Annotated in this window: 24 protein-coding genes; 16 read left to right on the top strand and 8 right to left on the bottom strand. The window is 68.3% G+C overall.

Going from position 1 to position 24,506, the window contains the following annotated elements:
• Nucleotides 1–175 precede the first annotated feature (175 nt).
• Nucleotides 176–577 (top strand): hypothetical protein, encoded by a 402-nt coding sequence (locus EOW65_RS14595; RefSeq protein ID WP_128150620.1) that lies wholly within the window; start codon nucleotides 176–178, stop codon nucleotides 575–577.
• A gap of 48 nt (nucleotides 578–625) precedes the next feature.
• On the opposite strand, the gene EOW65_RS14590 is transcribed toward EOW65_RS14595, so the two are convergent.
• The 3 genes from EOW65_RS14590 to EOW65_RS14580 form a co-directional block, all read right to left on the bottom strand.
• Nucleotides 626–2,401 carry an acyl-CoA dehydrogenase C-terminal domain-containing protein gene (locus EOW65_RS14590; protein ID WP_128150618.1) on the bottom strand — a complete coding sequence of 592 codons (1,776 nt, stop codon included), beginning with the start codon at nucleotides 2,399–2,401 and terminating at the stop codon, nucleotides 626–628.
• Between the two features lie 20 nt (nucleotides 2,402–2,421).
• Nucleotides 2,422–2,826 carry a MerR family transcriptional regulator gene (locus tag EOW65_RS14585; protein WP_113899786.1) on the bottom strand — a complete coding sequence of 135 codons (405 nt, stop codon included), beginning with the start codon at nucleotides 2,824–2,826 and terminating at the stop codon, nucleotides 2,422–2,424.
• Between the two features lie 240 nt (nucleotides 2,827–3,066).
• Nucleotides 3,067–3,441, bottom strand: coding sequence for a MerR family transcriptional regulator (locus EOW65_RS14580; RefSeq protein ID WP_128150617.1), 375 nt, complete (start codon nucleotides 3,439–3,441; stop codon nucleotides 3,067–3,069).
• 156 nt (nucleotides 3,442–3,597) lie between these two features.
• Between EOW65_RS14580 and EOW65_RS14575 the strand changes: the two genes are divergently transcribed.
• Genes EOW65_RS14575 through EOW65_RS14565 form a run of 3 tightly spaced genes read left to right on the top strand, consistent with a single transcriptional unit; the run spans nucleotide 3,598 to nucleotide 5,865 of the window.
• The gene (locus EOW65_RS14575) at nucleotides 3,598–4,041 is read left to right on the top strand and encodes a PaaI family thioesterase (RefSeq protein ID WP_121532052.1); all 444 of its coding nucleotides are present in this window, start codon (nucleotides 3,598–3,600) and stop codon (nucleotides 4,039–4,041) included.
• Nucleotides 4,038–4,547, top strand: a complete 510-nt coding sequence (locus tag EOW65_RS14570; RefSeq protein ID WP_128150615.1) for a PaaI family thioesterase — start codon at nucleotides 4,038–4,040, stop codon at nucleotides 4,545–4,547. The genes EOW65_RS14575 and EOW65_RS14570 overlap by 4 nt, the downstream gene beginning before the upstream one ends.
• Nucleotides 4,540–5,865, top strand: a complete 1,326-nt coding sequence (locus tag EOW65_RS14565) for an MATE family efflux transporter (RefSeq protein WP_128150613.1) — start codon at nucleotides 4,540–4,542, stop codon at nucleotides 5,863–5,865. Before EOW65_RS14570 ends, EOW65_RS14565 begins: the two co-directional genes overlap by 8 nt.
• A gap of 116 nt (nucleotides 5,866–5,981) precedes the next feature.
• Here the strand turns inward: EOW65_RS14565 and trpS are convergent, their stop codons facing one another.
• A complete protein-coding gene (gene trpS / locus EOW65_RS14560) occupies nucleotides 5,982–7,025 on the bottom strand; it encodes a tryptophan--tRNA ligase (RefSeq protein ID WP_128150611.1) in 1,044 nt (347 codons plus the stop codon).
• A 94-nt stretch (nucleotides 7,026–7,119) separates the two neighbouring features.
• On the opposite strand from trpS, the gene EOW65_RS14555 reads away from it, so the two are divergent.
• The gene (locus EOW65_RS14555; protein WP_128150609.1) at nucleotides 7,120–7,803 is read left to right on the top strand and encodes a rhomboid family intramembrane serine protease; all 684 of its coding nucleotides are present in this window, start codon (nucleotides 7,120–7,122) and stop codon (nucleotides 7,801–7,803) included.
• A 19-nt stretch (nucleotides 7,804–7,822) separates the two neighbouring features.
• Here EOW65_RS14555 and murJ read toward each other — a convergent pair whose 3' ends face one another.
• Genes murJ through EOW65_RS14540 form a run of 3 tightly spaced genes read right to left on the bottom strand, consistent with a single transcriptional unit; the run spans nucleotide 7,823 to nucleotide 13,354 of the window.
• Entirely contained in the window at nucleotides 7,823–9,370 is a 1,548-nt protein-coding gene (gene murJ, locus EOW65_RS14550; protein WP_128150607.1) for a murein biosynthesis integral membrane protein MurJ, read from the bottom strand.
• Nucleotides 9,367–12,129, bottom strand: coding sequence for a [protein-PII] uridylyltransferase (locus EOW65_RS14545; RefSeq protein ID WP_128150605.1), 2,763 nt, complete (start codon nucleotides 12,127–12,129; stop codon nucleotides 9,367–9,369). The genes murJ and EOW65_RS14545 overlap by 4 nt, the downstream gene beginning before the upstream one ends.
• A gap of 49 nt (nucleotides 12,130–12,178) precedes the next feature.
• The gene (locus tag EOW65_RS14540; RefSeq protein ID WP_128150603.1) at nucleotides 12,179–13,354 is read right to left on the bottom strand and encodes a penicillin-binding protein activator; all 1,176 of its coding nucleotides are present in this window, start codon (nucleotides 13,352–13,354) and stop codon (nucleotides 12,179–12,181) included.
• Between the two features lie 97 nt (nucleotides 13,355–13,451).
• Between EOW65_RS14540 and rsmI the strand changes: the two genes are divergently transcribed.
• From rsmI to EOW65_RS14520, 4 genes are all read left to right on the top strand, one after another.
• On the top strand, nucleotides 13,452–14,357 hold the full coding sequence (rsmI, locus tag EOW65_RS14535) for a 16S rRNA (cytidine(1402)-2'-O)-methyltransferase (RefSeq protein ID WP_128150602.1): 906 nt from the start codon (nucleotides 13,452–13,454) through the stop codon (nucleotides 14,355–14,357).
• Nucleotides 14,354–14,713: a YraN family protein gene (locus EOW65_RS14530; RefSeq protein WP_128150600.1), complete on the top strand. Its 360-nt coding sequence runs from the start codon at nucleotides 14,354–14,356 to the stop codon at nucleotides 14,711–14,713. The genes rsmI and EOW65_RS14530 overlap by 4 nt, the downstream gene beginning before the upstream one ends.
• 69 nt (nucleotides 14,714–14,782) lie before the next feature.
• Nucleotides 14,783–15,730, top strand: coding sequence for a glutathione synthase (gene gshB / locus EOW65_RS14525; RefSeq protein ID WP_128150598.1), 948 nt, complete (start codon nucleotides 14,783–14,785; stop codon nucleotides 15,728–15,730).
• Nucleotides 15,727–16,638 carry an alpha/beta hydrolase gene (locus EOW65_RS14520; protein WP_128150596.1) on the top strand — a complete coding sequence of 304 codons (912 nt, stop codon included), beginning with the start codon at nucleotides 15,727–15,729 and terminating at the stop codon, nucleotides 16,636–16,638. The genes gshB and EOW65_RS14520 overlap by 4 nt, the downstream gene beginning before the upstream one ends.
• On the opposite strand, the gene EOW65_RS14515 is transcribed toward EOW65_RS14520, so the two are convergent.
• Nucleotides 16,616–18,130, bottom strand: coding sequence for a YifB family Mg chelatase-like AAA ATPase (locus EOW65_RS14515; RefSeq protein ID WP_128150594.1), 1,515 nt, complete (start codon nucleotides 18,128–18,130; stop codon nucleotides 16,616–16,618). The two genes, EOW65_RS14520 and EOW65_RS14515, sit on opposite strands and share 23 nt — an antisense overlap.
• Nucleotides 18,131–18,367: 237 nt before the next feature.
• On the opposite strand from EOW65_RS14515, the gene EOW65_RS14510 reads away from it, so the two are divergent.
• Genes EOW65_RS14510 through EOW65_RS14480 form a run of 7 tightly spaced genes read left to right on the top strand, consistent with a single transcriptional unit; the run spans nucleotide 18,368 to nucleotide 24,477 of the window.
• The gene (locus tag EOW65_RS14510; protein WP_128150592.1) at nucleotides 18,368–19,246 is read left to right on the top strand and encodes an RNA polymerase factor sigma-32; all 879 of its coding nucleotides are present in this window, start codon (nucleotides 18,368–18,370) and stop codon (nucleotides 19,244–19,246) included.
• On the top strand, nucleotides 19,243–20,049 hold the full coding sequence (locus EOW65_RS14505) for a ChaN family lipoprotein (RefSeq protein ID WP_128150590.1): 807 nt from the start codon (nucleotides 19,243–19,245) through the stop codon (nucleotides 20,047–20,049). The genes EOW65_RS14510 and EOW65_RS14505 overlap by 4 nt, the downstream gene beginning before the upstream one ends.
• Nucleotides 20,050–20,100: 51 nt before the next feature.
• Entirely contained in the window at nucleotides 20,101–21,303 is a 1,203-nt protein-coding gene (gene coaBC / locus EOW65_RS14500; RefSeq protein ID WP_128150588.1) for a bifunctional phosphopantothenoylcysteine decarboxylase/phosphopantothenate--cysteine ligase CoaBC, read from the top strand.
• 19 nt (nucleotides 21,304–21,322) lie between these two features.
• The gene (gene dut, locus EOW65_RS14495) at nucleotides 21,323–21,790 is read left to right on the top strand and encodes a dUTP diphosphatase (RefSeq protein ID WP_206364075.1); all 468 of its coding nucleotides are present in this window, start codon (nucleotides 21,323–21,325) and stop codon (nucleotides 21,788–21,790) included.
• A complete protein-coding gene (locus EOW65_RS14490; RefSeq protein WP_128150586.1) occupies nucleotides 21,790–22,884 on the top strand; it encodes a HesA/MoeB/ThiF family protein in 1,095 nt (364 codons plus the stop codon). Before dut ends, EOW65_RS14490 begins: the two co-directional genes overlap by 1 nt.
• 37 nt (nucleotides 22,885–22,921) lie before the next feature.
• Nucleotides 22,922–23,698 (top strand): transporter substrate-binding domain-containing protein, encoded by a 777-nt coding sequence (locus EOW65_RS14485; RefSeq protein WP_128150584.1) that lies wholly within the window; start codon nucleotides 22,922–22,924, stop codon nucleotides 23,696–23,698.
• Nucleotides 23,695–24,477 (top strand): amino acid ABC transporter permease, encoded by a 783-nt coding sequence (locus tag EOW65_RS14480; RefSeq protein ID WP_128150582.1) that lies wholly within the window; start codon nucleotides 23,695–23,697, stop codon nucleotides 24,475–24,477. The genes EOW65_RS14485 and EOW65_RS14480 overlap by 4 nt, the downstream gene beginning before the upstream one ends.
• Nucleotides 24,478–24,506: the final 29 nt, after the last annotated feature.

The raw sequence follows: 24,506 nt of genomic DNA, 5'->3' as shown, positions 1-24,506 counted from the left end.
CCCCACGCCGCCCATGGCGGAAAGCCGCCCGCCGTGGTCTACTTCAACCAGATCGAAACCGACCAGCAGGCGCAGAGAGTAGCTTAAATCATCCCGGAAACTGTCCAAGGGATCGGGAGTAGCTCAGAGAGCAAGTGTTTCGGGAAATGATCTCTACCAAAGAGCGCGCGTTTCTGTGGTAGACAAGAAAATCCTGCTTGGGATTTTGAAAGGTGAGCGTGCCGAGGTCTTGGCTAAATGTTCCTGCTCAATATCGCGTTTGTACGACAAGCTGCCTGAAGGAAGTGGAGGTTTTCCAAAGGGCGCATTATCTCAAGTCATTTTACCCGTGAATGCGTATCGATCTCAGGGCGCGGCAGGAAAGCAGTATTTTGCGTTTGATGTCGTGATGCAAGGATTTTACTGCTTTATTGCGATTCCGCGATTGCCATTTTCTCAGAGAACGAAGCACGGATTTCTTCGTCCGCTTAAGCACAGGGTGCGGGCGGCGCCGCTATACTTCCTCGATTGCAAACCACTTGCTGACTCCATGGTTTTTGGTTTGCGGAAGCACCTTGAGAGAAAATCAACGATTTAAACCAAAACGGCGCCCCTTGGGGCGCCGCTGTCGTCTTTTTAGAACCGATCAGAACTGCTCGGCTGCGAGGCTCATCACCGGATCCGCGCCGCTCTCGATCCGGGCGAGGTGCATCGCGCAGGCGGGCAGCTGGCGCGCCATGTAGTAGCGGCCGGTGGCGATCTTGCCCTCGTAGAAGTCCTTGTCCGTGGCGCCGCCGTCGAGCGCGGCATAGGCCGCCTGCGCCATCCGGGTCCACATCAGGCCAAGGCAGACATGGCCCATCAGGTGCATGAAGTCATAGCTGCCCGACAGCGCCGCGTTCGGGTTCTTCATGCCGTTCTGCATGAAGAACATCCCCGCCGCCTGCAGCTGCTTCGAGGCCGCCTTGAGCGCGTCGGTGAAGGGCTTCATCCGGTCGTCGGCGTCATGCGCCTTGCACTCGGCCTTGATCATTTCGAAGAAGGCCATGACGTGCTTGCCGCCGTCCTGCGCGAGCTTGCGGCCGACGAGGTCGAGCGCCTGAACGCCATTCGCGCCCTCGTAGATCATCGTGATCCGGGCGTCGCGGGCGAATTGCGACATGCCCCATTCCTCGATGTAGCCGTGGCCGCCATAGACCTGCTGCGCCAGCACCGCGGTCTCGAAGCCCTTGTCGGTGAGGAAGCCCTTGATCACCGGCGTCATCAGCGAGATCAGCCCCTCGGCTTCGGCGTCGCCCGCCTTGTGGGCGCGGTCGATCAGATGCGCGCCCCAGAAGGTGAAGGCGCGGGCGCCCTCGAGGAAGGACTTCTGATCCATCAGCGAGCGGCGGATGTCGGGGTGCACGATCAGCGGATCGGCGGGGCCGGTCGGGTTGGCGATGCCGGTCACGGCGCGGCCCTGCAGCCGGTCCTTGGCGTAGATCACCGCGTTCTGATAGGCGGCCTCGGCCACGGCATAGCCCTGCAGGCCGACGCCGAGACGGGCCTCGTTCATCATCGTGAACATCGCGCGCATGCCCTTGTGCAGATCGCCAAGCAGCCAGCCGGTCGCGCCGTCATAGTTCATCACGCAGGTCGAGTTGCCGTGGATGCCCATCTTCTCCTCGATCTTGCCGACCGCGACCGCGTTGCGCGCGCCAAGCGAGCCGTCGTCGTTGACGAGGACCTTCGGCACGATGAAGAGCGAGATCCCCTTGGTGCCCTCGCCACCGCCGGGCGCCTTGGCCAGAACCAGGTGGATGATGTTCTCGGCCATGTCATGGTCGCCCGCCGAGATGAAGATCTTCTGGCCGGTGATCTTGTAGGAGCCGTCGTCCTGCGGCTCGGCCTTGGTGCGCATCATGCCCAGATCGGTGCCGCAATGCGGCTCGGTCAGGTTCATCGTGCCGGTCCAGTCGCAGGACACCATCTTCGGCAGGTATTTCGCCTTCTGCTCGGCGGTGCCGTGGGCGTGGATCGCCGAATAGGCGCCATGCGTCAGGCCCTGATACATGTTGAAGGCCATGTTGGCGGAGACGAACATCTCGCCCACGGCGCAGTTCAGCACATAGGGCATGCCCTGGCCGCCATAGTCCGGATCGCAGTCGAGCGCGGTCCAGCCGCCCTCCTTCATCGCCTCGAAGGCCGCCTTGAAGCCCTTCGGCGTGTTCACCACGCCGTTTTCAAGCACGCAGCCCTCGGTGTCGCCCACGGCGTTCAGCGGCGCGAGGACCTCGGACGAAACCTTGGCGGCGGCATCGAGCACGGCCTCGGTGAAATCGGCCTCCATCTCCTCGTAGCCGGGGATCCCCGCTTCCGAGACCTTGAGGACCTCGTGCAGGACGAATTGCATGTCGCGGGTGTTGGCGGTGTAGCTCGGCATCTCTCTCTCCCAAATCTGCCTTACTCTGCGGCGGCCGCTTCCTCCGGACCTTCGTCGGCAAGCTGCTGGTCGCCCCAGGCAATCTGTTCGCTCAGCTCGGCAATCGCCTGACCAAGCTCGTCGCGCTGGCGCTGCATTTCATCGAGCCTCTGACGCGCCAGCTTCAGCGTCTCGGCCAGTTGCGTCTTCTGCTGGTCCCCCATGTTGTAGAGGTCGAGCAGCTGACGGATGTCCTCCAGGCTGAACCCGAAACGCTTGCCGCGCAGGATCAGTTTCAGCCGGGCCCGGTCACGCCGGGTGAACAGCCGTTTCTGGCCTTCGCGGATCGGGAACAGCAGTTCCTTTGCCTCGTAGAAGCGCAAGGTGCGTGGCGTCACATCGAACGCATCGCACATCTCGCGAATCGTCATCACTTCATCACTCATTCGACCGCCCCTCGCGTTGTCCCTGCGTAATGCGACGCGGCAGATCGAATTTCCGCAACCACATTACAAGTGAAGTTGACGTTTGCGTCACTGTAACGTGGCGTCACGGTGACGCTGACGTAATGTCAGCAAAAAGCCCCACGGGAAAAAGCAATATTCTGTTGGCTGAAAACGACGTCGGGCGGCCGCGAGGGTCGCCCGGCGAACGGTTCGGCTGAACGGATCGAAGCGCTTTGGCGCTCAGGAATCAAGGGATTTCGCGACCTGGTCGCGCAGCTCGCGCAGATCGTCGATGGTCCCGGCAAGCTCGTCATACTGCTCTTGCAGCACCTTGAGCTGGCGGTCGGCCAGCTCGACCCAGACACGGCTTTGCTCTTCCGTGCCCTTCTTGTCGTAGATGTCGAGCCATTGCCGCAGCTCCTCGAGAGAGAAGCCGAAGCGGCGGCCGCGCAGGATCAGCGTCATCCGCGCCACCTCGCGCGGGCCGTAGAAGCGGGCCCGGCCCTCCTTCTGCGGCGACAGCAATTCGATATACTCGTAATAGCGCAATGTGCGGGGCGTCACGTCGAAGCGGGCGCACATTTCCTTGAAAGTCAAAACATCAGGTTCGGGCATAGTGGTCTCCCCTGGCGCGGAAGCTAGCGCCTCGCCGGACGGGCTTCAACCGCGATTGCGTCCTTTCGTGACGCTGCGACTCGCCGGCGTCCGGCTTGCGTGGCGGCGCGTGGCGAAGGATAGTCGGCGCAAACGGAGGGAACGGAGATGGCGCAGATGTCGGAAGACGAGGAAAAGCTCGCGCTGGCGCGACGCTTCATCGAGGCGATCCCGCACAGCCGGGCGCTGGCCATGCACCTCGAGGCGATCGGCGGCGGGCATGCGGTGATCTCGATGCCCTGGGACGAGCGGCTGGTGGGCGATCCGCGCACCGGGGTGATCCATGGCGGCGCGGTCTCGGCACTGATGGACACCTGCTGTGGTGCCGCGGTGATGAGCCACCCCGAGGCGCCCGCGGGCACCGCGACGATCGACCTGCGCATCGATTACATGCGCGCGGCGACGCCGCGCCAGCGCATCACCGCCCGCGCGGAGGTCTATCACATCACCCGCACCGTCGCCTTCCTGCGCGCCACCGCGCATGACGAGGAGGCGGGCCTGCCCGTCGCCACCGCGACCGGCGCCTTCACCGTCGAACGTCCGAAGGGAGAGGCGAAATGACCCGCGTGAAACCGGAACCGATGCAGGTGGTCAAGCAGCGCCGCGACGCTGCGTTGCGCGCGCTCGTGTCAGGCGTGCCCTATATCCGCTTCCTCGGCATCGAGTTCGACCGCCGCGGCGACGAGATCACCGCGACGCTGCCCTTCGACGAGAAGCTGATCGGCAATCCGATGCTGCCCGCCCTGCACGGCGGGGTGAGTGCGGCCTTCCTCGAGGTCACGGCGATCGTCGAGCTCAGCTGGGCGACGCTGTGGGAGGATGTCGAGACCGGGCGGATCGACCTGTCCGCGCCCGAGCCGGTGCTGCCGCGGCTGCCGAAGACGATCGACTTCACGGTGGATTACCTGCGCTCGGGCCTGCCGCGCGACGCCTATGCGCGGGCGCGGGTGAACCGCTCGGGCCGGCGCTATGCCTCGGTGCATGTCGAGGCCTGGCAGGACAACCGCACCCGTCTTTACGCGCAGGCCACCGGGCATTTCCTGATGCCCGAGCGGCCGCATGGCTGAGATCAGCCACGCGCGGGTTCTGAAGATCGCCGCGCCGATCGTGCTGTCGAACGCCACCGTGCCGATCCTCGGCGCGGTCGACACCGGCGTGGTCGGGCAGATCGGCACCGCCGCCCCGATCGGGGCGGTGGGGATCGGCGCGGTGATCCTCGCCTCGCTCTACTGGATCTTCGGCTTTCTGCGGATGGGCACGACCGGCCTCGTCGCCCAGGCGAAGGGCGAGGGGGACTCGGCCGAGGTTGCCGCGGGACTGATGCGGGCGCTGATCATCGCCGGGGTGGCAGGGCTCGGCCTTGTCGCGCTGCAATGGCCGCTCTTTTGGGCCGCCTTCCGCATCGCGCCGGCCAGCCCCGAGGTCGAGGCGCTGGCCCGGCAATACCTTGGTCTGCGGATTTGGGGCGCGCCGGCGACGATCTCGCTTTATGCCTTCACCGGCTGGCTGATCGCGCTGGAACGCACCCGCGCGGTGCTGGTGTTGCAGCTGTGGATGAACGGGCTGAACATCGGGCTCGACCTTGCCTTCGTGCTGGGCCTCGGCTGGGGCGTGCGGGGTGTCGCGGCGGCGACGCTGATCGCCGAATGGTCGGGCGTGGCGCTGGCGCTGTGGCTGGCGCGGGGGGCCTTCGCGGCGGGGCTGTCGCGGGCGCTGGTGCTGGCGGCGGGCCCGCTGAAGCGGATGGCGCGGGTCAACACAGACATCATGATCCGCTCGGTGCTGCTGCAGGCGAGCTTCACCGCCTTCCTGTTTCTCGGTGCCGGGCAGGGCGACGTGACTCTCGCCGCAAACCAGGTTCTGGTGCAATTCCTCGAGATCACCGCCTATGCGCTCGACGGGTTCGCCTTCGCCGCCGAAAGCCTCGTCGGACAGGCCGTCGGCGCGCGGTCGCCCTTGCGGCTGCGTCGGGCGGCCCTGCTCAGCGGCGAATGGGCGGCGGGCGGCGCTCTGCTTCTGGGCGCGGTCTTCTTTCTCGCCGGCCCGGTCATCATCGACACCATGACCACCGCACCCGAGGTGCGCGCGGCGGCGCGGCTTTACCTGCCCTGGCTCGGCCTTGCGCCGCTGATCGGGGTGGCGAGCTGGATGTTCGACGGGATCTTCATCGGCGCGACGCTGACGCGCGAGATGCGCAACGCGATGGCGCTGTCGGTGCTGGTCTACGGCGCGGCGCTGGCGCTGTTGCTGCCAGCCTTCGGCAATCACGGGCTCTGGGCGGGGCTGATGGTGCTGAACATCGCCCGGGGCGCGACGATGGCGCGGCTCTATCCGCGGGCCGAGGCGCGGGCGGCGCCGGGGCAGGGGGGCGCTGCCCCCCTCTGAGCTGCGGTCATTCGCCCCCCGGGATATTGGGGGCAATTGGAAGCAGAAGAGCCCTTCGCTTCCAATCGCTCCAAATATCCTGCGGGGGGCGGGGGCGCAAAGCCCCCGCGCGGTGCTTATCGCGCGCGCACCATGCCCATGATGTCGAGCGCACCTTCGAGGATCGGCTGGGCGATGGCGCGGGCCTGTTCGGCGCCGGCGCCGAGGATCCGGTCGATCTCGGCCGGGTCGTTCATCAGCCGCGACATCTCCGACGAGATCGGCTCGAGCTTGGAGACGGCGAGATCCGCGAGGGCGGGCTTGAACGTGCCCCAGCCCTGACCGCCGAATTCCGCGATCACCGCCTCGGCGTTCCGGTTCGACAGCGCCGCGTAGATGTTCACGAGGTTGCGCGCCTCGGGCCGCTCGGCCAGCCCCTCGAGGCTTTCGGGCAGCGGCGCGGGGTCGGTCACCGCCTTGCGGAACTTCTTCGCGATGGTGTCGGCATCGTCGGTCAGGTTGATCCGGCTCGCATCCGAGGGATCGGATTTCGACATCTTCTTGGTGCCGTCGCGCAGGCTCATCACCCGCGTCGCGGTGCCCTCGATCAGCGGTTCGGGCATCGGGAAGAAGTCGGTCTTGTAATCGTGGTTGAACTTCGCCGCGATGTCGCGGGTCAGCTCGACGTGCTGCTTCTGGTCCTCGCCCACCGGCACCATCGTCGCGTGATAGACGAGGATGTCGGCCGCCATCAGCGCCGGATAGGCGAAGAGGCCCAGCGACTGCTGTTCGGCGTTCTTGCCCTGGGTCTTGTCCTTCCACTGCGTCATGCGGTTCATCCAGCCCATCCGCGCGACACAGTTGAGAAGCCAGCCCATCTCGGCATGGGCCGAAACCTGGCTCTGGTTGAAGAGCACCGAGCGCGACGGATCGACACCCGAGGCGATGAAGGCCGCCGCCGCCTCGCGGGTCTGACGCTTCAGCGCTTCCGGTTCCTGCCAGAGCGTGATCGCGTGAAGGTCGACGAGGCAATAGATCGTCTCGATCCCTTCGTCCTGCTTCTCGGCAAAGCGCTTGAGCGCACCGAGGTAGTTCCCGAGCGTCAGGTTCCCCGACGGCTGGATCCCCGAAAACACGCGGGGTTTGAACTTGGCGTTGATGGCGGCAGGTTGATCGGTCATGGTAATGCTCCTCAGCCGGGCTGGAAATCGGCTATGCGAGGGCTTATCGCTAAAGCGCGCGGGGCGTCAACCGGACCCGCCCGAGGGAGGCCTGATGGACCATCGCACGAATGAACACCCGCTGAACCCGCTGCCGCCGGTGGTCTGGCTGCTGACCGGCCCGATCATCCTGGGCGAAATCCTGTTCGGGATCGGCCATGCCGGGGTGGCGGGGGATGCGGCGCTTGGCTGGCGGCTCGACGCGCTGCAGCGCTTCGCCTTCGACCCGGGCATCCTGCGCCAGATGATCGCGCAGAACCTCTGGCCCTGGCGGCAGGTGGCGCGGATCGTCACCTATCCCTTCGTGCACGGCTCGCTCACCCATGCGGCGATGGTGCTGGTCTTCGTGCTGGCGCTCGGCAAGATGGTGGGCGAGATCTTCCGCGGTTGGGCGGTGGCGGCGGTGTTCTTCGGCGCCTCGATCGTCGGGGCGCTGGTCTATACCGCGGTGCCCTTCACGCAAGGTGCGCTCTATGGCGGCTATCCGGGCGCCTATGGGCTGATCGGCGCCTTCACCTGGCTCTTGTGGGTGCGGCTTGGCGCAGCGAATGCGAACCGCACGCGGGCGTTCTCGCTGATCGGGATGCTGATGGCGATCCAGCTGGTCTTTGCCGCGATCTTCGGCAGCACCTCGGACTGGATCGCCGAATTCGCGGGCTTTGCCGCGGGCTTCGGGCTGAGCTTCCTGGTCGCGCCGGGCGGCTGGCGCCATACGCTCGCGCGACTGCGCAAGCGCTGAGGCCTGGGCCGGGCGGGGCTCAGCCCCGCTTGCGCCGCAGCATCGCCCTGAGCTCGCCCGCGCCATAGGCGCCGATCAATGCGCCAAGGCCGAAGTAGACCGCAATCCCCGAGCCGCACAGGATCGCCAGCGCTCCCCAGCGGGCGCCATGCGCGGCCAGCATCGGCGCAAGCGCGTCGGCGGTGAACCACAGCTGCACCCCCATCACCGCCGAGGCGAGGGCGATGCGCCAGAACCGGCGCCAGAAGCGGGCGTCGGGATGGGCGGCCTCGCCCATGTTGCGCGCGCCCCACCACAGCTGCGCGACCATCACCCAGCCCGAGACGGTGGTGGCGAGCGCCGCCGCCATGAAGCCCATCACCGGCATCATGCCGATCGCGAAGCCCGCGTTGGTGACCATCGAGAAGACCGCGTAATAGAACGGCCTGCGTGTGTCTTCGCGCGCGTAGAACAGCGGTTGCAGCACCTTTTGCAGCACGAAGGCCGGCAGGCCGAGGCCATAGGCGGCAAGCGCGAGGGCCGTCGCCGTGGTGTCCTCGGCCCGCCAGGCGCCGCGGTCGTAGAGCACCGAGATCAGCGGCGTCGCGATCACCACAAGGGCCACGGCGGCGGGCACGGTCAGGAACAGCGCGAATTCCGCGCCGCGCGAGAAGCTGTCGCGCGAGGCCGCCATGTCGCCCGCCCGCAGGTGGCGCGACAGCACCGGCAAGAGCACGGTGCCGATCGCGATGCCGACGACGCCAAGCGGCAGCTGATAGAGCCGGTCGGCATAGCTGAGCCAGGCGACCGCCCCCTCGGTGAAGGACGCCACTTGGCGCCCGACGAGCAGGTTCACCTGAACGACGCCACCCGCCAGCACCGCGGGGCCGGCGATGATGAGGAGCCGTTTCAGCTCGGGCGTCATCCGTGGTCGCCCGGGCCAGAGTGCAAAGCCAAGCCGCTGTGCCGAGACCCAGGTGAAGGCAAACTGCGCCACCCCCGTCACCGGCACCGTCCAGGCGAGCGTCAGCCCCATGTCCCAGCCGGCCTTGTCCGCCATCCACATCGCCACGATGAACATCAGGTTCATCAGCACCGGCACCAGCGAGGCCTCGGTGAAATGGCCAAAGGCATTCAGCACGCCCGAGAGCAGCGCGACGAGCGAGATGAAGAGGATGTAGGAGAAGCCGATCCGGCCATAAAGCACGGCGAGGGTGAAACGCTCGTCCCCGTGAAAGCCCGAGGCCATCGCCCAGACGAGCCAGGGCATGGCGAGCGTGCCGAGCACGGTGAACAGGATCAGCACCGCGGAAAGCCCCGAGAAGGCGTCCTGCGCAAAGCCCTTCGGGTCGTCGCCCGCCTCGAGCTTCTTCGCGAACATCGGCACGAAGGCCATGTTGAACGCGCCTTCGGCGAAGAAGCGACGGAACATGTTCGGCAGCGAGAAGGAGACGAGGAAGGCCTCGGCCACCGGGCCCGAGCCCAGATAGGCGGCGATCATCATGTCGCGGACGAATCCCAGCAGGCGGGAGCCGAAGGTCCAGCCCCCCACCGTCAGGAATCCGCGCACCAGGCGGACCGGTTTCATGCCGTGGCAGCCCTTTCCGCCCCGCGCGCGATCGCCTCGCGCAGCTTCTTGTCCAGTGCCTCCTGCTTCGTCTTCGACAGCTTCAGCCCGAAGGTGTCCTTGACGTAGAAGCTGTCGACCACCTGCGCGCCATAGGTCGCGATCACCGCCGAGGCGATGTAGATGTTCGACGAGGCCAGCGCGCGGGTCAGGTCGTAAAGCAGCCCGGGCCGGTCGCGGGTATCGACCTCGACGATGGTGTAGATATCCGAGCCCTCGTTGTCGAAGGTGATATGGGTCGGGAAGCGGAACTCGCGCTCGCGCTTCTTCACCTTGTCGCGGTCCTTCAGCGCGTCGCGCGCCACCACCTCGCCCTTCAGTGTGCGGTCGATCATCTTGCGCAGCCGCGGCAGGCGCGATGCCTCGTAGGGGTGGCCCTCGGCGTCCTGCACCCAGAAGACGGCGGTCGCATAGCCGTCCTTCGAGGTATAGGTGCGCGCGTCGACCACGTTCGCACCAACGAGCGCCAGCGCGCCGGCAAGCCGCGAGAAGATGCCCGGATGGTCGGCGAGTGCAAAGGCCGCGCGGGTCGCATCGTGATCGGGGTCGGGGTGCAGGTCGATGCGGATCTCGTCATCGCCGAGATCGCGCAGCAGTTCGGCGAAGATCACCTGGGTCTCGGTCGACAGACCCTGCCAGTAGGGATCGTAATGCCGGCCCAGCTCGGTGCGCAGGTCCTTCGCGTCCCAGCCCGAGAGCGCCTCGCGCAGCGCGCGCTTCGCCTCGCTCGAGCGCTGTTCGCGGTTCAGCGCCTCCATCCCGTGCTCGAGTGCGCGGGCGGTGTCGGAATAGAGCCGGCGCAGCAGCGAGGCCTTCCAGTTGTTCCACACCCCCGGCCCGACGCCGCGGATGTCGCATACGGTGAGCACGGTCAGCAGCTCGAGCCGGCGCTTCGACTTCACCATCTTGGCGAAGTCGCGGATCGTGCGCGGGTCCGACAGGTCGCGTTTCTGCGCCACGTCGGACATCAGCAGGTGATGCCGGATCAGCCATTCCACCGTCTCGCATTCCTCGGCGTTCAGGCCAAGCCGCGGCGCCACCTTGCGCGAGATCTGCGCGCCGAGGATCGAATGGTCCTCGGGCCGGCCCTTGCCGATGTCGTGGAGCAGCAGCGCCACATACATCACCCGCCGGTTGATCCCCTCCTTCAGGATGTGGGAGGACAGCGGCAGCTCCTCGACCAGCTCGCCGCGCTCGATCTGCGCGAGGGTCGAGATCACCTGGATCGTGTGTTCGTCCACGGTGTAGCTGTGATACATGTTGAACTGCATCATCGCCACGATCGGTTCGAACTCGGGGATGAAGGCGGACAGCACACCGAGTTCGTTCATCCGCCGCAGCGAGCGTTCCGGGTTGCCGTGCTTGAGCAGCAGGTCGAGGAAGATCCGCGCCGCCTCGCGGTTCTCGCGCAGCTTGTCGTCGAACAGGTCGAGATGCGCCGAGATCACCCGCATCGCGTCGGGGTGGATCAGCATCCCGGTGCGCAGCGCCTCCTCGAAGATCCGCAGAAGGTTCAGCGGATCGGCCAGGAAGGCCTTCCTGTCGCCGATGTTGACCCGGCCGTTGTCGTCGATGAGGGGCGCGATCAGCGGCTTGCGGCGGCGGAACAGGCGCTTGTAGATCGGCGGCACGCGCACATGCTGCGCCTCGAGCTTGGTCAGGAAGATGCGGGTGACCTCGCCCACCATCGTGGCGTGGCGGAAGTAGGTCTGCATGAACACCTCGACGCCGCGGCGTCCGGCGGTGTCGGCAAAGCCCATGCGCCGCGCCACCTCGACCTGCATGTCGAAGGTGAGCTGGTCCGAGGCGCGCCCGGCGATCAGGTGCAGATGGCAGCGCACCGCCCAGAGGAAATCCTCGGCATCGCGGAAATGCTGGTATTCCTCGGCGGTGAAGACGCCCAGCGGCACCAGCTCGGCCGCCTTGTGCACGCCGTGGATGTATTTCGCGATCCAGTAGAGCGTCTGCAGATCGCGCAACCCGCCCTTGCCCTCCTTGACGTTCGGCTCGAGCACATAGCGCTGCCCGCCCTGGCGCTTGTGGCGTTCGGCGCGTTCGGCGAGCTTCGCCTCGATGAACTCGGGCCCGGTCGAGCGGAACAGGTCGTTGCGCAGCGTCTCGGTCAGCTGCACGGTGAGCAGCTCGTCGCCGGCGACATGGCGCAGCTCGAGCAGGGCGGTGCGGATCGTCACATCCTCGCGGCCCAGATGCAGGCATTCGTCGATGCTGCGCGAGGCATGGCCGACCTTCAGCTTCAGATCCCACAGCATGTACAGCATCGACTCGATCACGCTTTCGGCCCAGGCGGTGATCTTCCAGGGCGTCAGGAACAGCAGGTCGACATCCGAGAACGGCGCCATCTCGGCGCGGCCATAGCCGCCCACGGCAAGCACGGCGAGGCGCTCGGTCTCCGAGGCGCGGGGGTGCGGGTGCCGCCGGTCGGTGGCGACATGCAGCACCGCGCGGACGATGCCGTCGGTCATCTGCGCGTAATGCAGCACGGTCTCGCGGGCAGAGCGGGGATGGCCGGCGAAATCGGCCTCGATCCAGGGCGTCGCCTTCTCGCGCGCGGCGGCGAGGAAGGCCACGGTTTCGGTGCGCAGGGTGCGCTCGTCGCGCGTCTCGGAGAGCGCCGCGTCGAGCGCGGGGATCAGGCGGTCGGGGCTCAGAAGCAAGGGCGCCCCGGCGGTTGCCGGGGCGGAGGTCGGAAGGTCGGTCACTTGGTCGCCATGTCCCGGGTGGGCCTTTGCTGGAAGGGGCGGGGCCGGCTCAGAAGCCTGCGCCGCCGAAGGATCTCGGGGCCGGGTCGATCACCACGACCTGATTGTTGCGGATCTCGGCCACGGCCAGACCGCGCTCGTTGCTGCCGTCGGAGCGCAGCCGGAAGATGCCGTTGACGCCGACGAAGCCCGCGGGCTGGGTCAGCGCGGCGCGCGAGAGCGCATCGGAACGGCCGGATTTGACCAGGGCACCGATCGCCGCGATGCCGTCATAGGCGAGCCCGGCGATCGGATGCGGGGCCGCGCCGAAGGCGGTCTGATAGCGCGCCTTGAAGCGGGTGTTCAGGTTCGGGTCGGGCAGGGCGAACCAGCCCCCCTGCAACCCGGGCAGGGCCAGCGTGGCGGGCGGGATGTCCCAGCGGGTGAGGCCGATGAACTTGGTCTGCGCCGGGTCGACGCCCTGTTGTGGCAGAAGCTGCGCCAGCAACGGCAGCGCGCCGGCGGTGTCGGCGGTCAGAAACAGCGCATCGACGTTGCCGCTTCGCACCTGCGCGGCGATCTGCGGGGCGACATTGGTCACGTCCTGCTGCGAGAACGGATAGGAGATCTGCCCGGCGTTGCTGGCACCGCTGCGCGAGATCGCGGCGGTGATCGCACGGGCGCCGATCTCGCCCGCGGTGGTCTGGTCGTTGACCACCAGGATTCGCCGCTTGCCCTGCGCCGCGGCATAGCTGACCAGCCGGTTCGCGGTGTTCGGGAAGGTCGGGCCGAGCACGAAGACGTTGCCGCCGGCGATGTCGGTGTTGTTCGAGAAGGACAGCACGCTCACGCCGCGGTTCGCGACGGCGAGGCCTGCGGCATTCGCCGCCTCGGCGAAGACCGGGCCGAGGATGATCTTCGCGCCGGCGTCGACGGCCTTGGTCGCGGCCTCGGCGGCCTGCGCCGGGCTGCCGCCTGTGTTGTAGACGCGCAGGTCGATCTTCACCCCGTCGAGGTCGGAGATCGCCAGTTCCGCCGCCTGACGCAGCGATTTCGCCAGCGTCTCGTCGCCCGTTGCGCCCGAGCCGCCGGGCACCAGCAGCGCCACCGGCACCGCCTGCCCCGAACTCAGCCGCGGCCCCGAGCCGCCCTCGCTGCCAGGGGTGCAGGCCGCCAGCCAGAGCGCCGAGAGCATCGCGCCGAATTTCAGCACGGGGTTGCGGGGGGTACGCAATTTCGCAAACATATACGACCTCTGTTCCAACGGCAGGGGGACCACGGCCGAACCCTAAGCGTTTCGCCCCGTGAAGTAAACTTTGCAGCAGCGATGAAAGGTGCCGGCGATGGATCTGGAAGAGGAAGGCGGCGAAAGCCTGCCGGCGCGGGACCGGGTGTCGGGCGGACGGGCGCTCGTGCCGGGGCTGCACTTCATCGCGACGCCGATCGGAGCGGCGCGAGACATCACCCTGCGCGCCCTAGACATCCTGCGCGAGGCCGACGTGCTGGCGGCCGAGGACACCCGCACCCTGCGCCACCTGATGGAGATCCACGGCGTGCCGCTCGCCGGCCGGGCGGTCGTCGCCTATCACGACCACAGCGGCGAGGGCGCGCGGGCGCGGCTGTTGCGCGCGCTCGGCGAGGGGCGTTCGGTTGCCTATGCCTCCGAGGCGGGCACGCCGCTCGTCTCGGACCCGGGCTATCACCTCGGCCGCGCCGCGATCGCCGCGGGATACCCGGTCTACGCCGCCCCCGGGCCCTCGGCGGTGCTGGCGGCGCTCACCGTCTCGGGGCTGCCGACCGACCGCTTCTTCTTCGCGGGCTTCCCGCCGAGCGGCGGTTCCGCCCGCCGCAAATGGTTGCGCGACTTCGCCGCCGTGCCGGCGACGCTGGTGTTCTACGAATCGCCCAAACGCGTTGGGGAAATGTTAGGGGATCTGGTGACAGAATACGGACCAGATCGCGATGCCGCGGTCTGCCGCGAACTCACCAAGCGATTCGAGGAGGTGCGGCGCGGCACCCTTGCCACCCTCGCCGCGGACTATGCGGCGGCACCGGTGAAGGGGGAGATCGTGGTCCTCGTCGATCGCGCTGCCGAGCGCGTGGTCGGCGCGGAGGAGGTGGAAGCTGCGTTGCGGGAGCGTCTCGCACGCATGAGCGTCAAGGATGCGGCGGCCGAGGTGGCCGGCCTGCTGGGCCTGCCCCGGCGGGAAGTCTATCAGGCCGCGCTGGAGCTGGAGAAGGACAGATGAGCGGAGCGATGTCCTACCATGCCGGCCTTGCGGCCGAGCACCAGGTTGCTGAGCATTACGCGCAGGCGGGGCGGCGGATCACCGCGCAGCGCTGGCGCGGCCACTATGGCGGCGAGATCGACCTGATCGCGCGCGAGGGCGACACAGTGATCTTCATCGAGGTGAAGCGGGCGCAGACCCATGCCTGGGCGGCCGAGCGGCTGACCCGGCGGCAGATGCGCCGGATCTTCGTCTCGGCCGACGAGTTCGTCGCGGGCGCGCCCGATTGCGCCAATCTCGACCGGCGCTTTGACGTGGCGCTGGTCGATGCGCAGGGGCGGATCGAGATTCTCGAGAACGCCTATCACTTCGACTGAGCTGATCGACTGAGCCGATTGCATCGCGGTCACGGCCGGGGCATCAAGGGCGCAACGAAAGGGGGCGACATGGCCTTGAAAGTTGCGATCCAGATGGACCCGATCGGTGCAATCAACATCGACGCCGACAGCACCTTCCGGCTGGCCGAAGAGGCACAGGCGCGGGGGCATGAGCTGTTCTATTACACGCCCGACAAGCTGATCTACCGCGAGGGCAGGGTGCTGGCCCGCGGCTGGCCGCTGACCGTGCGGCGCGAGAAGGGCAATCACTTCACCCTCGGCGCCGAGGCCGAGGTCGACCTGTCGGATTTCGACGTGGTCTGGCTGCGTCAGGATCCGCCCTTCGACATGGGCTATATCACCACGACCCATATCCTCGAGCGCATTCACCCCGCGACGCTCGTCGTCAACGACCCGTTCTGGGTGCGCAACTCGCCCGAGAAGCTTCTGGTGCTGAACTTTCCGGATCTGACGCCGCCCACGCTGATCGCGCGCGATCTGGCCACGATCCGCGAATTCAAGGCGCGTCATGGTGACGTCATCCTGAAGCCGCTTTACGGCAATGGTGGTGCAGGCGTGTTCCGGCTCGACCCGAACGACCGCAATCTCGCCTCGCTGCACGAGCTCTTCACCGGCATCAGCCGCGAGCCGCTGATCGTGCAGAAATACGTGCCCGCCGTGGTGCAGGGCGACAAGCGCATCATCCTCGTCGATGGCGAGCCCGTGGGCGCGATCAACCGCGTGCCGGCCGAGGGCGAGACCCGCTCGAACATGCATGTCGGCGGCCGCCCCGAACGGGTCGGCCTGACCGAGCGCGACCTCGAGATCTGCGCCCGCATCGGCCCGGTGCTGCGCGAGAAGGGTCAGGTCTTCGTCGGCATCGACGTGATCGGCGACTGGCTGACCGAGATCAACGTCACCTCGCCCACCGGCATCCAGGAACTCGAGCGGTTCGAGGGCACGAACATCGCCGAGAAGATCTGGCAGGTGATCGAGGCGAAGCGGGCAACGCGGTGAGCCTGCGGCTGCGGTTGCTCGGTCGCCTCGCGGGGCTGCTGGCAAAGCCGCAGATGGCGCGGGTGATCGATCCGGATCTGGCGCGGGGCGCGATGGAGCGCGGCGCGGTGCTGTTCTTCCGCATGCCGCCCTTCGTCGCCGCGCTGCCCCTTGTCCTGGGCGGGCGGCCGGCGCTCTCGGTGCGCTCGGGCCCCGCCGCCCGCGGGGCGCTTGTCCTGCATCTGCATGGCGGTGCCCATGTCGCGGGCGGGCCGCGCACGCATCTGGCGATGATGGCGCGGTTTGCGCGGCTGGCGGGCGTCGAGGTGATCCTGCCCGATCATCGCCTTGCGCCAGAACACCCGCACCCCGCCGCGCTGACCGATTCGCTTGCGGTCTGGGACGATCTGATCGCACGCGGCCATGCGCCGGGGCAGATCGTGCTCTCGGGGGACAGTGCGGGCGGCGGGCTGGCACTCGCGCTGCTCGCGCGGCTGTGCGCGCGGGGCACGCCGCCGGCCGGGCTGATCGCCTTTTCGCCCTGGACCGACCTGACCGGTTCGGGCGCCTCGATCCGCGAGAATGCGGCGACCGATCCGATGCTGCCGGCCGAGCGGCTGGACGAGGTGGCGCGGCTGTATCTTGGCACTCACGCTGCCGACGACCCCGATGCCTCGCCGCTTTTCGCGGCCTTCCCGGGCTGCCCGCCGGTGTTGCTGCACTGTTCGCAAAGCGAGATCCTGCGGGATGACAGCCTGCGCATGGCCGAGCGGCTGCGCGGCTTCGGCGCCGAGGTCACGGTGCAGAGCTGGCCCGACGCGCTGCACGTGTGGCACTTCTTCGACGGCTGGGTGCCCGAGGCGCGCGCGGCGCTGAGCGATGCGGCGCGCGCGGCGCGGCGGATGCTCAGCCTGCCGGACCGGCGGTGAGGCGATAGCTGACGGCTTCCGCCAGATGCGGCAGCCGGACCCGGTCTGCCCCGTCGAGATCGGCGATCGTGCGCGCGCTGCGCAGCACCCGGTGGTAGCCGCGTGCGGTCAGCCCGAACCGTTCGGCGACGCGGCCGAGAAGCGCGCGCCCTTCGGCGTCGGGCGCGGCGATTTCCTCGAGCAGCGCGCCCTCGGCCTCGGCATTCACCCGCACCCCGGGCACATTGGCAAAGCGGCGCGCCTGCACGGCGCGCGCCGACGCCACCCGGGCGGCGACCTCGGCCGAGCCCTCGCCCGCGGCGGGCAGCTCGAGCGCGCGCCAATCGACCGCCGGCACCTCGATGCGCAGATCGAAGCGGTCCATCAGCGGTCCCGAGATCCGGCCGAGGTAATCGGCGCCGCAGCCGGGCGCGCGGGCGCAGGCGCGGGCGGCGTCGCCCAGATGGCCGCAGCGACAGGGGTTCGCGGCGGCGACCAGCAGGAAGTGGCAGGGATAGCGCACATGGGCGTTGGCGCGGGCGACCACCACCTCGCCGGTCTCGACCGGCTGGCGCAGGGTTTCGAGGACGGCGCGGGGAAACTCCGGGAATTCATCCATGAAGAGCACGCCGTTATGGGCAAGGCTGACCTCGCCGGGCCGTGCGCCGCGCCCGCCGCCGATCATCGCGGCCATCGAGGCCGTGTGATGCGGCTCGCGGAACGGCCGGCTGCGCGAGATGCCGCCGTCGCCAAGGAGGCCCGAGACCGAGTGGATCATCGAGGTTTCGAGCGCCTCGACCGGCGTCAGATCGGGCAGGATGCCGGGCAGGCGGGCGGCGAGCATCGACTTGCCGGCGCCGGGCGGGCCGACCATCATCAGGTGGTGCCGCCCCGCCGCGGCGATCTCGAGTGCGCGTTTCGCCCGTTCCTGGCCCTTCACGTCGCGCAGATCGCGCGCGGCGGCGGGGGCGGTGACCTCGCCCGGACGGGCGGGGGGCAGCGGCGCCTGCGTCGTCAGGTGGCGGATCGCGTCGTTCAGCGTGGCCGCCGCAAAGACCGGGGTCGCGGCGACCCAGGCGGCCTCGGCGCCACAGGCGGCGGGGCAAAGGAGGGCGCGGTCTTCCTCGGCCGCGGCCATCGCCGCGGGCAGCGCCCCGGTCACCGCCACCACCCGGCCGTCGAGCGACAGCTCGCCCAGCGAGACCAGCCCCTCGACCTCCTCGGGCGGCACGATGCCGATCGCAGCGAGCAGGCCGAGTGCGATCGGCAGGTCGAAATGCGAGCCTTCCTTCGGCAGGTCGGCGGGCGACAGGTTCACCGTGATCCGCCGCATCGGCAGGGCGATCGACAGCGCCGCCAGCGCCGCGCGCACCCGCTCGCGCGCCTCGCTCACCGCCTTGTCGGGCAGGCCGACGATCGAGAAGGCGGGCATGCCGGCGGCGAGCGCGCATTGCACCTCGACGAGTCGCGCTTCGACCCCCTCGAACGCCACCGTGTAGGTCGTCGCGACCATCGCCCCCTCCGCCAGATCGCTCCAGCCTCGCGCAGCATAGTTGCTGAAACGTTAACGATAACATCCCAATATTGCTTGGTCCTTCGTCGCATCGAAAACCGCGCCCGGAAATCCTGCATGAAAGACTAAACTTTTTTGTGAGGACCCTTTCGCCGGGCGAGACATTGAGCCGGGGATGGGGCATAGTGTCAGGGCAGAGCACGCCGACAGTTGGGTGGGAGACCCGGGAGACTGGCCATGGCACTCGATGGAATGACAGACGAAACGCTGCCGCGGCAGGCGATGCGCGCGGAGTATCTCGACGCGGAGACCGAGGCGGAGCTTGCCCGCGCCTGGCGTGACCGGCGGGACGAGCAGGCCCTGCATCGCCTCGTCACCGCCTATATGCGGCTTGCGATCTCGATGGCGTCGAAATTCCGGCGCTATGGCGCGCCGATGAACGACCTGATCCAGGAAGCCTCGCTCGGGCTGATGAAGGCGGCCGACAAGTTCGACCCCGAGCGCGGCGTGCGCTTCTCGACCTATGCGGTGTGGTGGATCAAGGCTTCGATCCAGGAATTCGTCATGCGCAACTGGTCGATGGTGCGCACCGGCTCGACCAGCTCGCAAAAGTCGCTGTTCTTCAACATGAAGCGCGTTCAGGCGCAGGTCGAGCGCGAGGCGGATGCCGAGGGCATCAGCCTCGATGGCGCGCAGCTGCGCGAGCGGGTGGCGGCGGTGATCGGCGTGCCGCTTGCCGATGTCGAGATGATGGAGGGCCGGCTTTCGGGCTCGGATTTCTCGCTCAACGCGATGCAGTCGGGCGACGAGGACGGGCGCGAATGGGTCGACACGCTCGAGGACGACGGTGCCAGCCCGGAAGAGGCGGTGACCGAAAGCCACGACGGTGCGCTGATGCGTGGCTGGCTCGACGAGGCGATGGGGCGGCTGACGCCGCGCGAACGCTATATCGTCACCGAGCGGCGGTTGATCGACGAGCCGCGCACGCTTGAAAGTCTGGGCGCCGAGCTTGGCCTCTCGAAGGAGAGAATCCGCCAGCTCGAGGCGCAGGCCTTCGGCAAGATGCGGAAAAGCCTTGAAGGTCACGGGCCGGAGGTTGCAAGTTTCTTCGCATGAAGACACTTGCCCTTTGCCTCGCCCTTCTGGCCGCGCCTGCCGCGGCCGAAGAGATTTCCGCCGACGCGCTCGTCGCCCGCATCAGTGCCGATCCGCCGCAGGTCGCGGTGCTAGGGGAGGTGCATGACAATGCGCTGCATCACCGCACTCAGGCGGCGGCCGTGGCCGCGCTGAAGCCCGCTGCGCTGGTCTTCGAGATGCTGAGCCCCGAACAGGCGGCGAAGGCCACGTCCGAGCTGCGTGCCGATCCCGTGGCACTGGGCAAGGCGCTTGGCTGGGAAGAGGCCGGCTGGCCCGATTTCGCGATCTACGCGCCGATCTTCGCGGCGGCCCCCGCGGCGAAGATCTATGGCGCGGCGCTGCCGCGTGACGAGGTGCGCCGCGCGATGAAGGAGCCGCTGGCGACGATCTTCCCGCAGGCGGCGCGCTTCGGTCTCGATCAGCCTTATCCCGCCGCGCTGCAGGCCGACCTGGAAGCCGAGACGCAGGCGGATCATTGCAACGCCCTGCCGGCCGAGATCCTGCCCGGCATGGTCGCGGCGCAGCGACTGCGCGACGGCGCCTTTGCCGAGACGACCCTGCGCGCGCTGGCCGAGACCGGCGGGCCGGTGGCACTGATCACCGGCTCGGGCCATGCCCGCACCGACCGTGCCGTGCCGGCGCTGATCCGCAAGGCCGAGCCGGGGGTGACGCTTCTGGCACTCGGCCAGGTCGAGGCGCCGGCCGAGGGGGTGCAACCCTTCGATGTCTGGATCGTCACGCCGCCCGCCGAGCGCGAAGACCCGTGCAAGGCCTTCCAATAGTTGCGCCCCCGCGACGGCGCGCCTAAAGCTGTGCGAAAGGCGGAGGGGACGATGCTCGCAGGCAAGCGGATACTTCTGATCATCGGCGGCGGCATCGCGGCCTTCAAGGTGCCCGAACTGATCCGGCTGTTGCGCGGGCAGGGGGCGGCGGTGACGCCGGTGCTGACCGCGGCCGGGGCGCAGTTCGTCACCCCGCTCACCGTCTCGACGCTGGCGGGCGAGGCGGCTCACACCGACCTCTTCGATCTGACACACGAGGCCGAGATCGGTCATATCCAGCTCAGCCGCGCGGCCGATCTGGTCGTGGTGGTGCCGGCGACGGCCGATCTGATGGCGAAGATGGCGGCGGGGCTGGCGAATGACCTGGCCTCGACCCTGCTTCTGGCCACCGACAAGCGGGTGCTGATCGCGCCGGCGATGAACGTGCGGATGTGGGACCACCCCGCGACACAGCGCAACATCGCGACGCTGCGGGCCGATGGCGTGCTCTTTGCCGGCCCGACCGAGGGCGACATGGCCTGCGGCGAATTCGGCCCGGGCCGGATGGTCGAACCCGCCATGATCGTCGTGGCGATCGGCCAGGCGCTGACCTCGGGGCCGCTTTCGGGGCGGCACATCCTTGTCACCTCGGGCCCGACGCACGAGCCGATCGACCCGGTGCGCTACATCGCCAACCGCTCCTCGGGGGCGCAGGGCACGGCGCTGGCCGCGGCGCTGCGCGACCTTGGCGCGCGGGTGACCTTCGTCACCGGACCCGCCACCGTGCCGCCGCCCGCGGGCGTCGAGGTGGTGCGGGTCGAGACCGCGCGCGAGATGCTGGCCGCCGTCGAGACCGCGCTGCCGGCCGAGGCCGCGGTCTTTGCCGCTGCCGTCGCCGACTGGCGGGTGGCGAACGAAAGCGGGCAGAAGATGAAGAAGGATGGCAGCGGCCGCGCCCCCGCGCTCGACTTCGCCGAGAACCCCGACATCCTCGCCACGATCTCGCGCCGCACCGAGGGGCGGCCGCGCCTTGTCGTGGGCTTTGCCGCCGAGACCCATGACGTGCTGCGCCACGCCACCGAGAAGCGCGCCCGCAAGGGCTGTGACTGGATCGTGGCGAATGACGTCAGCCCCGCCACCGGCATCATGGGCGGCAGCGAGAACGCGGTGACGATCATCGACGCCGCGGGCGCCGAAAGCTGGGAGCGGATGGGCAAGGACGCCGTCGCCCGGCGTCTGGCCGCCCGCATTGCCGCCGCGCTGAACGCCGGCTGAGACAGGGAAGGAACGACAGGTGACGCCGATCATCAAGGTGATGCGCGAGGACTGGGCCGATCCCGAGATCGCCCTGCCGCGCTACGAGACCCAGGGCTCGGCCGGTGCCGACATCCGCGCCAACCTGAAGCCCGACGACCGCACGCACGGCTTCACCCTTTACCCGCTGCAACGCGCCGTGGTGCCCACCGGGCTGCTGGTCGAGATCCCGGAGGGGTTCGAGATGCAGATCCGTCCGCGCTCGGGCCTCGCGCTCAAGCACGGGATCAGCCTGCCGAACACGCCCGGCACCATCGACAGCGACTATCGCGGCCCGCTTGGCGTGCTGCTGATCAACCTCGGCCGCGACCCCTACACCATCCACCATGGCGAGCGCATCGCCCAGGCGGTGATCGCCCCGGTGCTGCAGGCGCGCTACGAATTCGCCGAGGCGCTGAGCGAGACCGATCGCGGCGCGGGTGGCTTCGGCTCGACCGGCAGGCATTGATGACCGGCCTCGTGCTGCTTGCGGGCGTGATCGCGCTCGGCCTCGTGCTGCGGGTGCCGGGGCGGATGATCCTCGCCGTGCTGGCGGCGCTCTGGGCGTCCTTCGTGCTGGCCCATCTGATCTTCGCCGAGGGGCATCCGCTGCGTGGCGCGGTCGGCGGCTCGCTTTCGGGCTGGCTTGGCCTTGGCGCCGCGGCCGCGGTCGTGCTGACCTATCGCGCCGGGCTGCGCTGGCTGCGCGCCCATGCACAGCCGCTGCCGGAACCCGCGCCGCCGCTGCCGCAGGCCGCCGCACCGAAGCCCGGCGCGCTGAGCCCCGAAGAGCTTGAACGCTATGCCCGCCACATCTTCCTGCGCGAAGTGGGCGGCACCGGGCAGCGCCGGCTGAAGGCGGCGAAGGTGCTGGTGGTGGGGGCGGGCGGGCTTGGCGCGCCGGTGCTCCTCTATCTGGCCGCGGCGGGGGTGGGCACGATCGGCGTGGTCGATGACGACACCGTCTCGCTCTCGAACCTGCAGCGCCAGGTGATCCACCGCACGGCCGACATCGGCCGGCCCAAGGTCGCCTCGGCGCGTGACGCGATGCTGGCGCTGAACCCCGACATCGCGGTGCACACCCACCCGTTGCGCCTGACCGAAGCCGAGGCCGGGGCGCTGATCGCGGACTATGACCTGATCCTCGACGGGTCCGACAATTTCGACACCCGCCACCTCGTCAACCGCGCCTGTGTGGCGGCGGGAAAGCCGCTCCTTTCGGGCGCGATCGCGCAATGGGAAGGGCAGCTGAGTCTCTTCGACCCGGCCCATGGCGCGCCCTGCCTTGCCTGCGTCTTCCCGGTGATCCCGGCGGCGGGGCTGGCGCCCAGCTGCGCCGAGGCGGGGGTGGTCGGCGCCTTGCCGGGTGTGATCGGCACGATGATGGCGAGCGAGGCGATCAAGGAGATCACCGGCGCCGGGCAAGGCCTGCGCGGGCGGCTGCTCATCCACGATGCGCTCTGGGGCGAAAGCCGGCAGATCGTGGTGAAACGACGCAACGACTGTCCGGTTTGCGGGGCGCGGCATGGTGCCCCGCTGGACAGCCTCACGCCCCGGGCATAGCTTTGGCCGCAGTTTTGTCCTGCGGAGCCTCCTCGCAATGAAAGTCGCTTTTCTCCTCGCCATCCTGCTGGCCGCGGTTCCGGCCTTCGCCGAGCTGCCCGACCTTGGCGGACGCTCCGTCACGGTGGTCACGGAGAACACCTATCCGCCGCTGCAATTCCTCGACAAGGAGGGCGTTGCCGTCGGCTGGGAATATGACGCGATGAACGAGATCGCGCGGCGGCTGAACATGCAGGTCGACTATCAGCATTCAAGCTGGGACGCGATGATCCCGGCGATTTCCTCGGGTCAGTTCGACATCGGTATGGATGGCATCACCATCCGCGACGACCGCAAGGAATCGGTCGATTTCTCGACCCCCTACATGCGGTCCGAGATGATCATGCTGGTGCGCGGCGACGAGACCCGCTTTGCCGATGCGAAGAGCTTTGCCGCCGATCCGAAGCTGCTGATGGCGGCGCAGCCCGGCACCACGCCCTTCTATGTCGGTGTTTACGAGGTGCTCGACGGCAACGAGGCGAACCCGCGCATCAAGATGTTCGAGACCTTCGGCGCCGGACTCGAGGCGCTGAAGGCGGGCGATGTCGATCTCGTGCTGACCGACAGCGCCGCGGGCGAGGCCTATGCCGCCGCCTCGAACGGGGCGCTGAAGATCGTCGGCGGCCGGCTTGGGGCCGAGGATTTCGGCTTCATCTTCCCGAAGGGCTCCGAGCTGGTCGCCCCCGTCGATGCGGCGATCAAGGAGATGAAATCCGACGGCACCTTCGCCAAGCTGACGAAGAAGTGGTTCGTCGACACCAAGCTCGTGGAATGAGGCGCGACGAGGGCCGTGACTTTCCCTGGTGGCTCGTGGTGCTCGCCGCCGCGGGCCTTGTCGTTGCGGTGATGGTAGCGCGCGACCCGGTCTATGCGCGCATCCTCGCCACATTGTCGCGTGGCATCGGTCTCACCCTTGCGGTCACCCTCACGGCCTTTCTCGGCGCGATGGCGCTTGGCCTTGCGCTCGCCGTCGCCTCGCTCTCGCGTCACCTCTGGCTGCGGCAACTGGCGCGGCTTTATGTCGAGGTGATGCGCGGCGTGCCGATCATCGTGCTGCTCCTCTACGTCGCCTTCGCGCTGGTGCCGCTCGTCATCGCGGGCTGGAACGCGCTCGGCCTGCCCGAACTGCAGACCCGCGCCGTGCCGCTGATCGCGCGGGCGGTCCTTGCGCTGATCCTTGCCTATGCCGCCTTTCTGGCCGAGATCTTCCGCGCCGGCATCCTCTCGGTCGCCGAGGGCCAGATCGAGGCGGCCTCGGCGCTCGGCCTTGGCCCTTGGCTGCGCTTTCGGCTGATCGTCTGGCCGCAGGCCCTGCGCACCATCCTGCCGCCGTTCGGTAATGACTTCGTCGCCATGGTCAAGGACAGCTCGCTCGTCTCGGTGCTGGGCGTGGCCGATATCACCCAACTCGGCAAGGTCGCGGCCTCGGGGAATTTCCGCTATCTCGAGACCTACAACATGGTGGCGCTGCTCTACCTCGCGATGACGGTGACCCTGTCGCTGGCCCTGCGCCGGCTCGAGACCCGGCTGCGCGGGCGCGGCCCCGCGCGCTGAAAGGCGCCTCCGGCGGGAGTATTTGGGCC

The sequence above is a fragment of the Paenirhodobacter ferrireducens genome (genome assembly GCF_004022265.1).
GTDB lineage: Bacteria > Pseudomonadota > Alphaproteobacteria > Rhodobacterales > Rhodobacteraceae > Rhodobacter > Rhodobacter ferrireducens.
The sequence above is the reverse complement of the archived record's forward strand: the minus strand, read 5'-3'. Positions and strand labels throughout refer to the sequence as shown.

Bases quoted from the DNA above. Each gene is read 5' to 3' on its own strand.
- EOW65_RS14580 (WP_128150617.1), bottom strand. From the start codon at position 3,441: ATGCCCGAACCTGATGTTTTGACTTTCAAGGAAATGTGCGCCCGCTTC.
- rsmI (WP_128150602.1), top strand. From the start codon at position 13,452: ATGGATCTGGAAGAGGAAGGCGGCGAAAGCCTGCCGGCGCGGGACCGG.
- EOW65_RS14590 (WP_128150618.1), bottom strand. From the start codon at position 2,401: ATGCCGAGCTACACCGCCAACACCCGCGACATGCAATTCGTCCTGCAC.
- EOW65_RS14555 (WP_128150609.1), top strand. From the start codon at position 7,120: ATGGACCATCGCACGAATGAACACCCGCTGAACCCGCTGCCGCCGGTG.
- murJ (WP_128150607.1), bottom strand. From the start codon at position 9,370: ATGAAACCGGTCCGCCTGGTGCGCGGATTCCTGACGGTGGGGGGCTGG.
- EOW65_RS14505 (WP_128150590.1), top strand. From the start codon at position 19,243: ATGAAGACACTTGCCCTTTGCCTCGCCCTTCTGGCCGCGCCTGCCGCG.
- EOW65_RS14485 (WP_128150584.1), top strand. From the start codon at position 22,922: ATGAAAGTCGCTTTTCTCCTCGCCATCCTGCTGGCCGCGGTTCCGGCC.
- EOW65_RS14565 (WP_128150613.1), top strand. From the start codon at position 4,540: ATGGCTGAGATCAGCCACGCGCGGGTTCTGAAGATCGCCGCGCCGATC.
- EOW65_RS14480 (WP_128150582.1), top strand. From the start codon at position 23,695: ATGAGGCGCGACGAGGGCCGTGACTTTCCCTGGTGGCTCGTGGTGCTC.
- EOW65_RS14530 (WP_128150600.1), top strand. From the start codon at position 14,354: ATGAGCGGAGCGATGTCCTACCATGCCGGCCTTGCGGCCGAGCACCAG.
- trpS (WP_128150611.1), bottom strand. From the start codon at position 7,025: ATGACCGATCAACCTGCCGCCATCAACGCCAAGTTCAAACCCCGCGTG.
- EOW65_RS14515 (WP_128150594.1), bottom strand. From the start codon at position 18,130: ATGGTCGCGACGACCTACACGGTGGCGTTCGAGGGGGTCGAAGCGCGA.
- EOW65_RS14490 (WP_128150586.1), top strand. From the start codon at position 21,790: ATGACCGGCCTCGTGCTGCTTGCGGGCGTGATCGCGCTCGGCCTCGTG.
- EOW65_RS14575 (WP_121532052.1), top strand. From the start codon at position 3,598: ATGTCGGAAGACGAGGAAAAGCTCGCGCTGGCGCGACGCTTCATCGAG.
- EOW65_RS14540 (WP_128150603.1), bottom strand. From the start codon at position 13,354: ATGTTTGCGAAATTGCGTACCCCCCGCAACCCCGTGCTGAAATTCGGC.
- coaBC (WP_128150588.1), top strand. From the start codon at position 20,101: ATGCTCGCAGGCAAGCGGATACTTCTGATCATCGGCGGCGGCATCGCG.
- EOW65_RS14570 (WP_128150615.1), top strand. From the start codon at position 4,038: ATGACCCGCGTGAAACCGGAACCGATGCAGGTGGTCAAGCAGCGCCGC.
- EOW65_RS14510 (WP_128150592.1), top strand. From the start codon at position 18,368: ATGGCACTCGATGGAATGACAGACGAAACGCTGCCGCGGCAGGCGATG.
- gshB (WP_128150598.1), top strand. From the start codon at position 14,783: ATGGCCTTGAAAGTTGCGATCCAGATGGACCCGATCGGTGCAATCAAC.
- EOW65_RS14585 (WP_113899786.1), bottom strand. From the start codon at position 2,826: ATGAGTGATGAAGTGATGACGATTCGCGAGATGTGCGATGCGTTCGAT.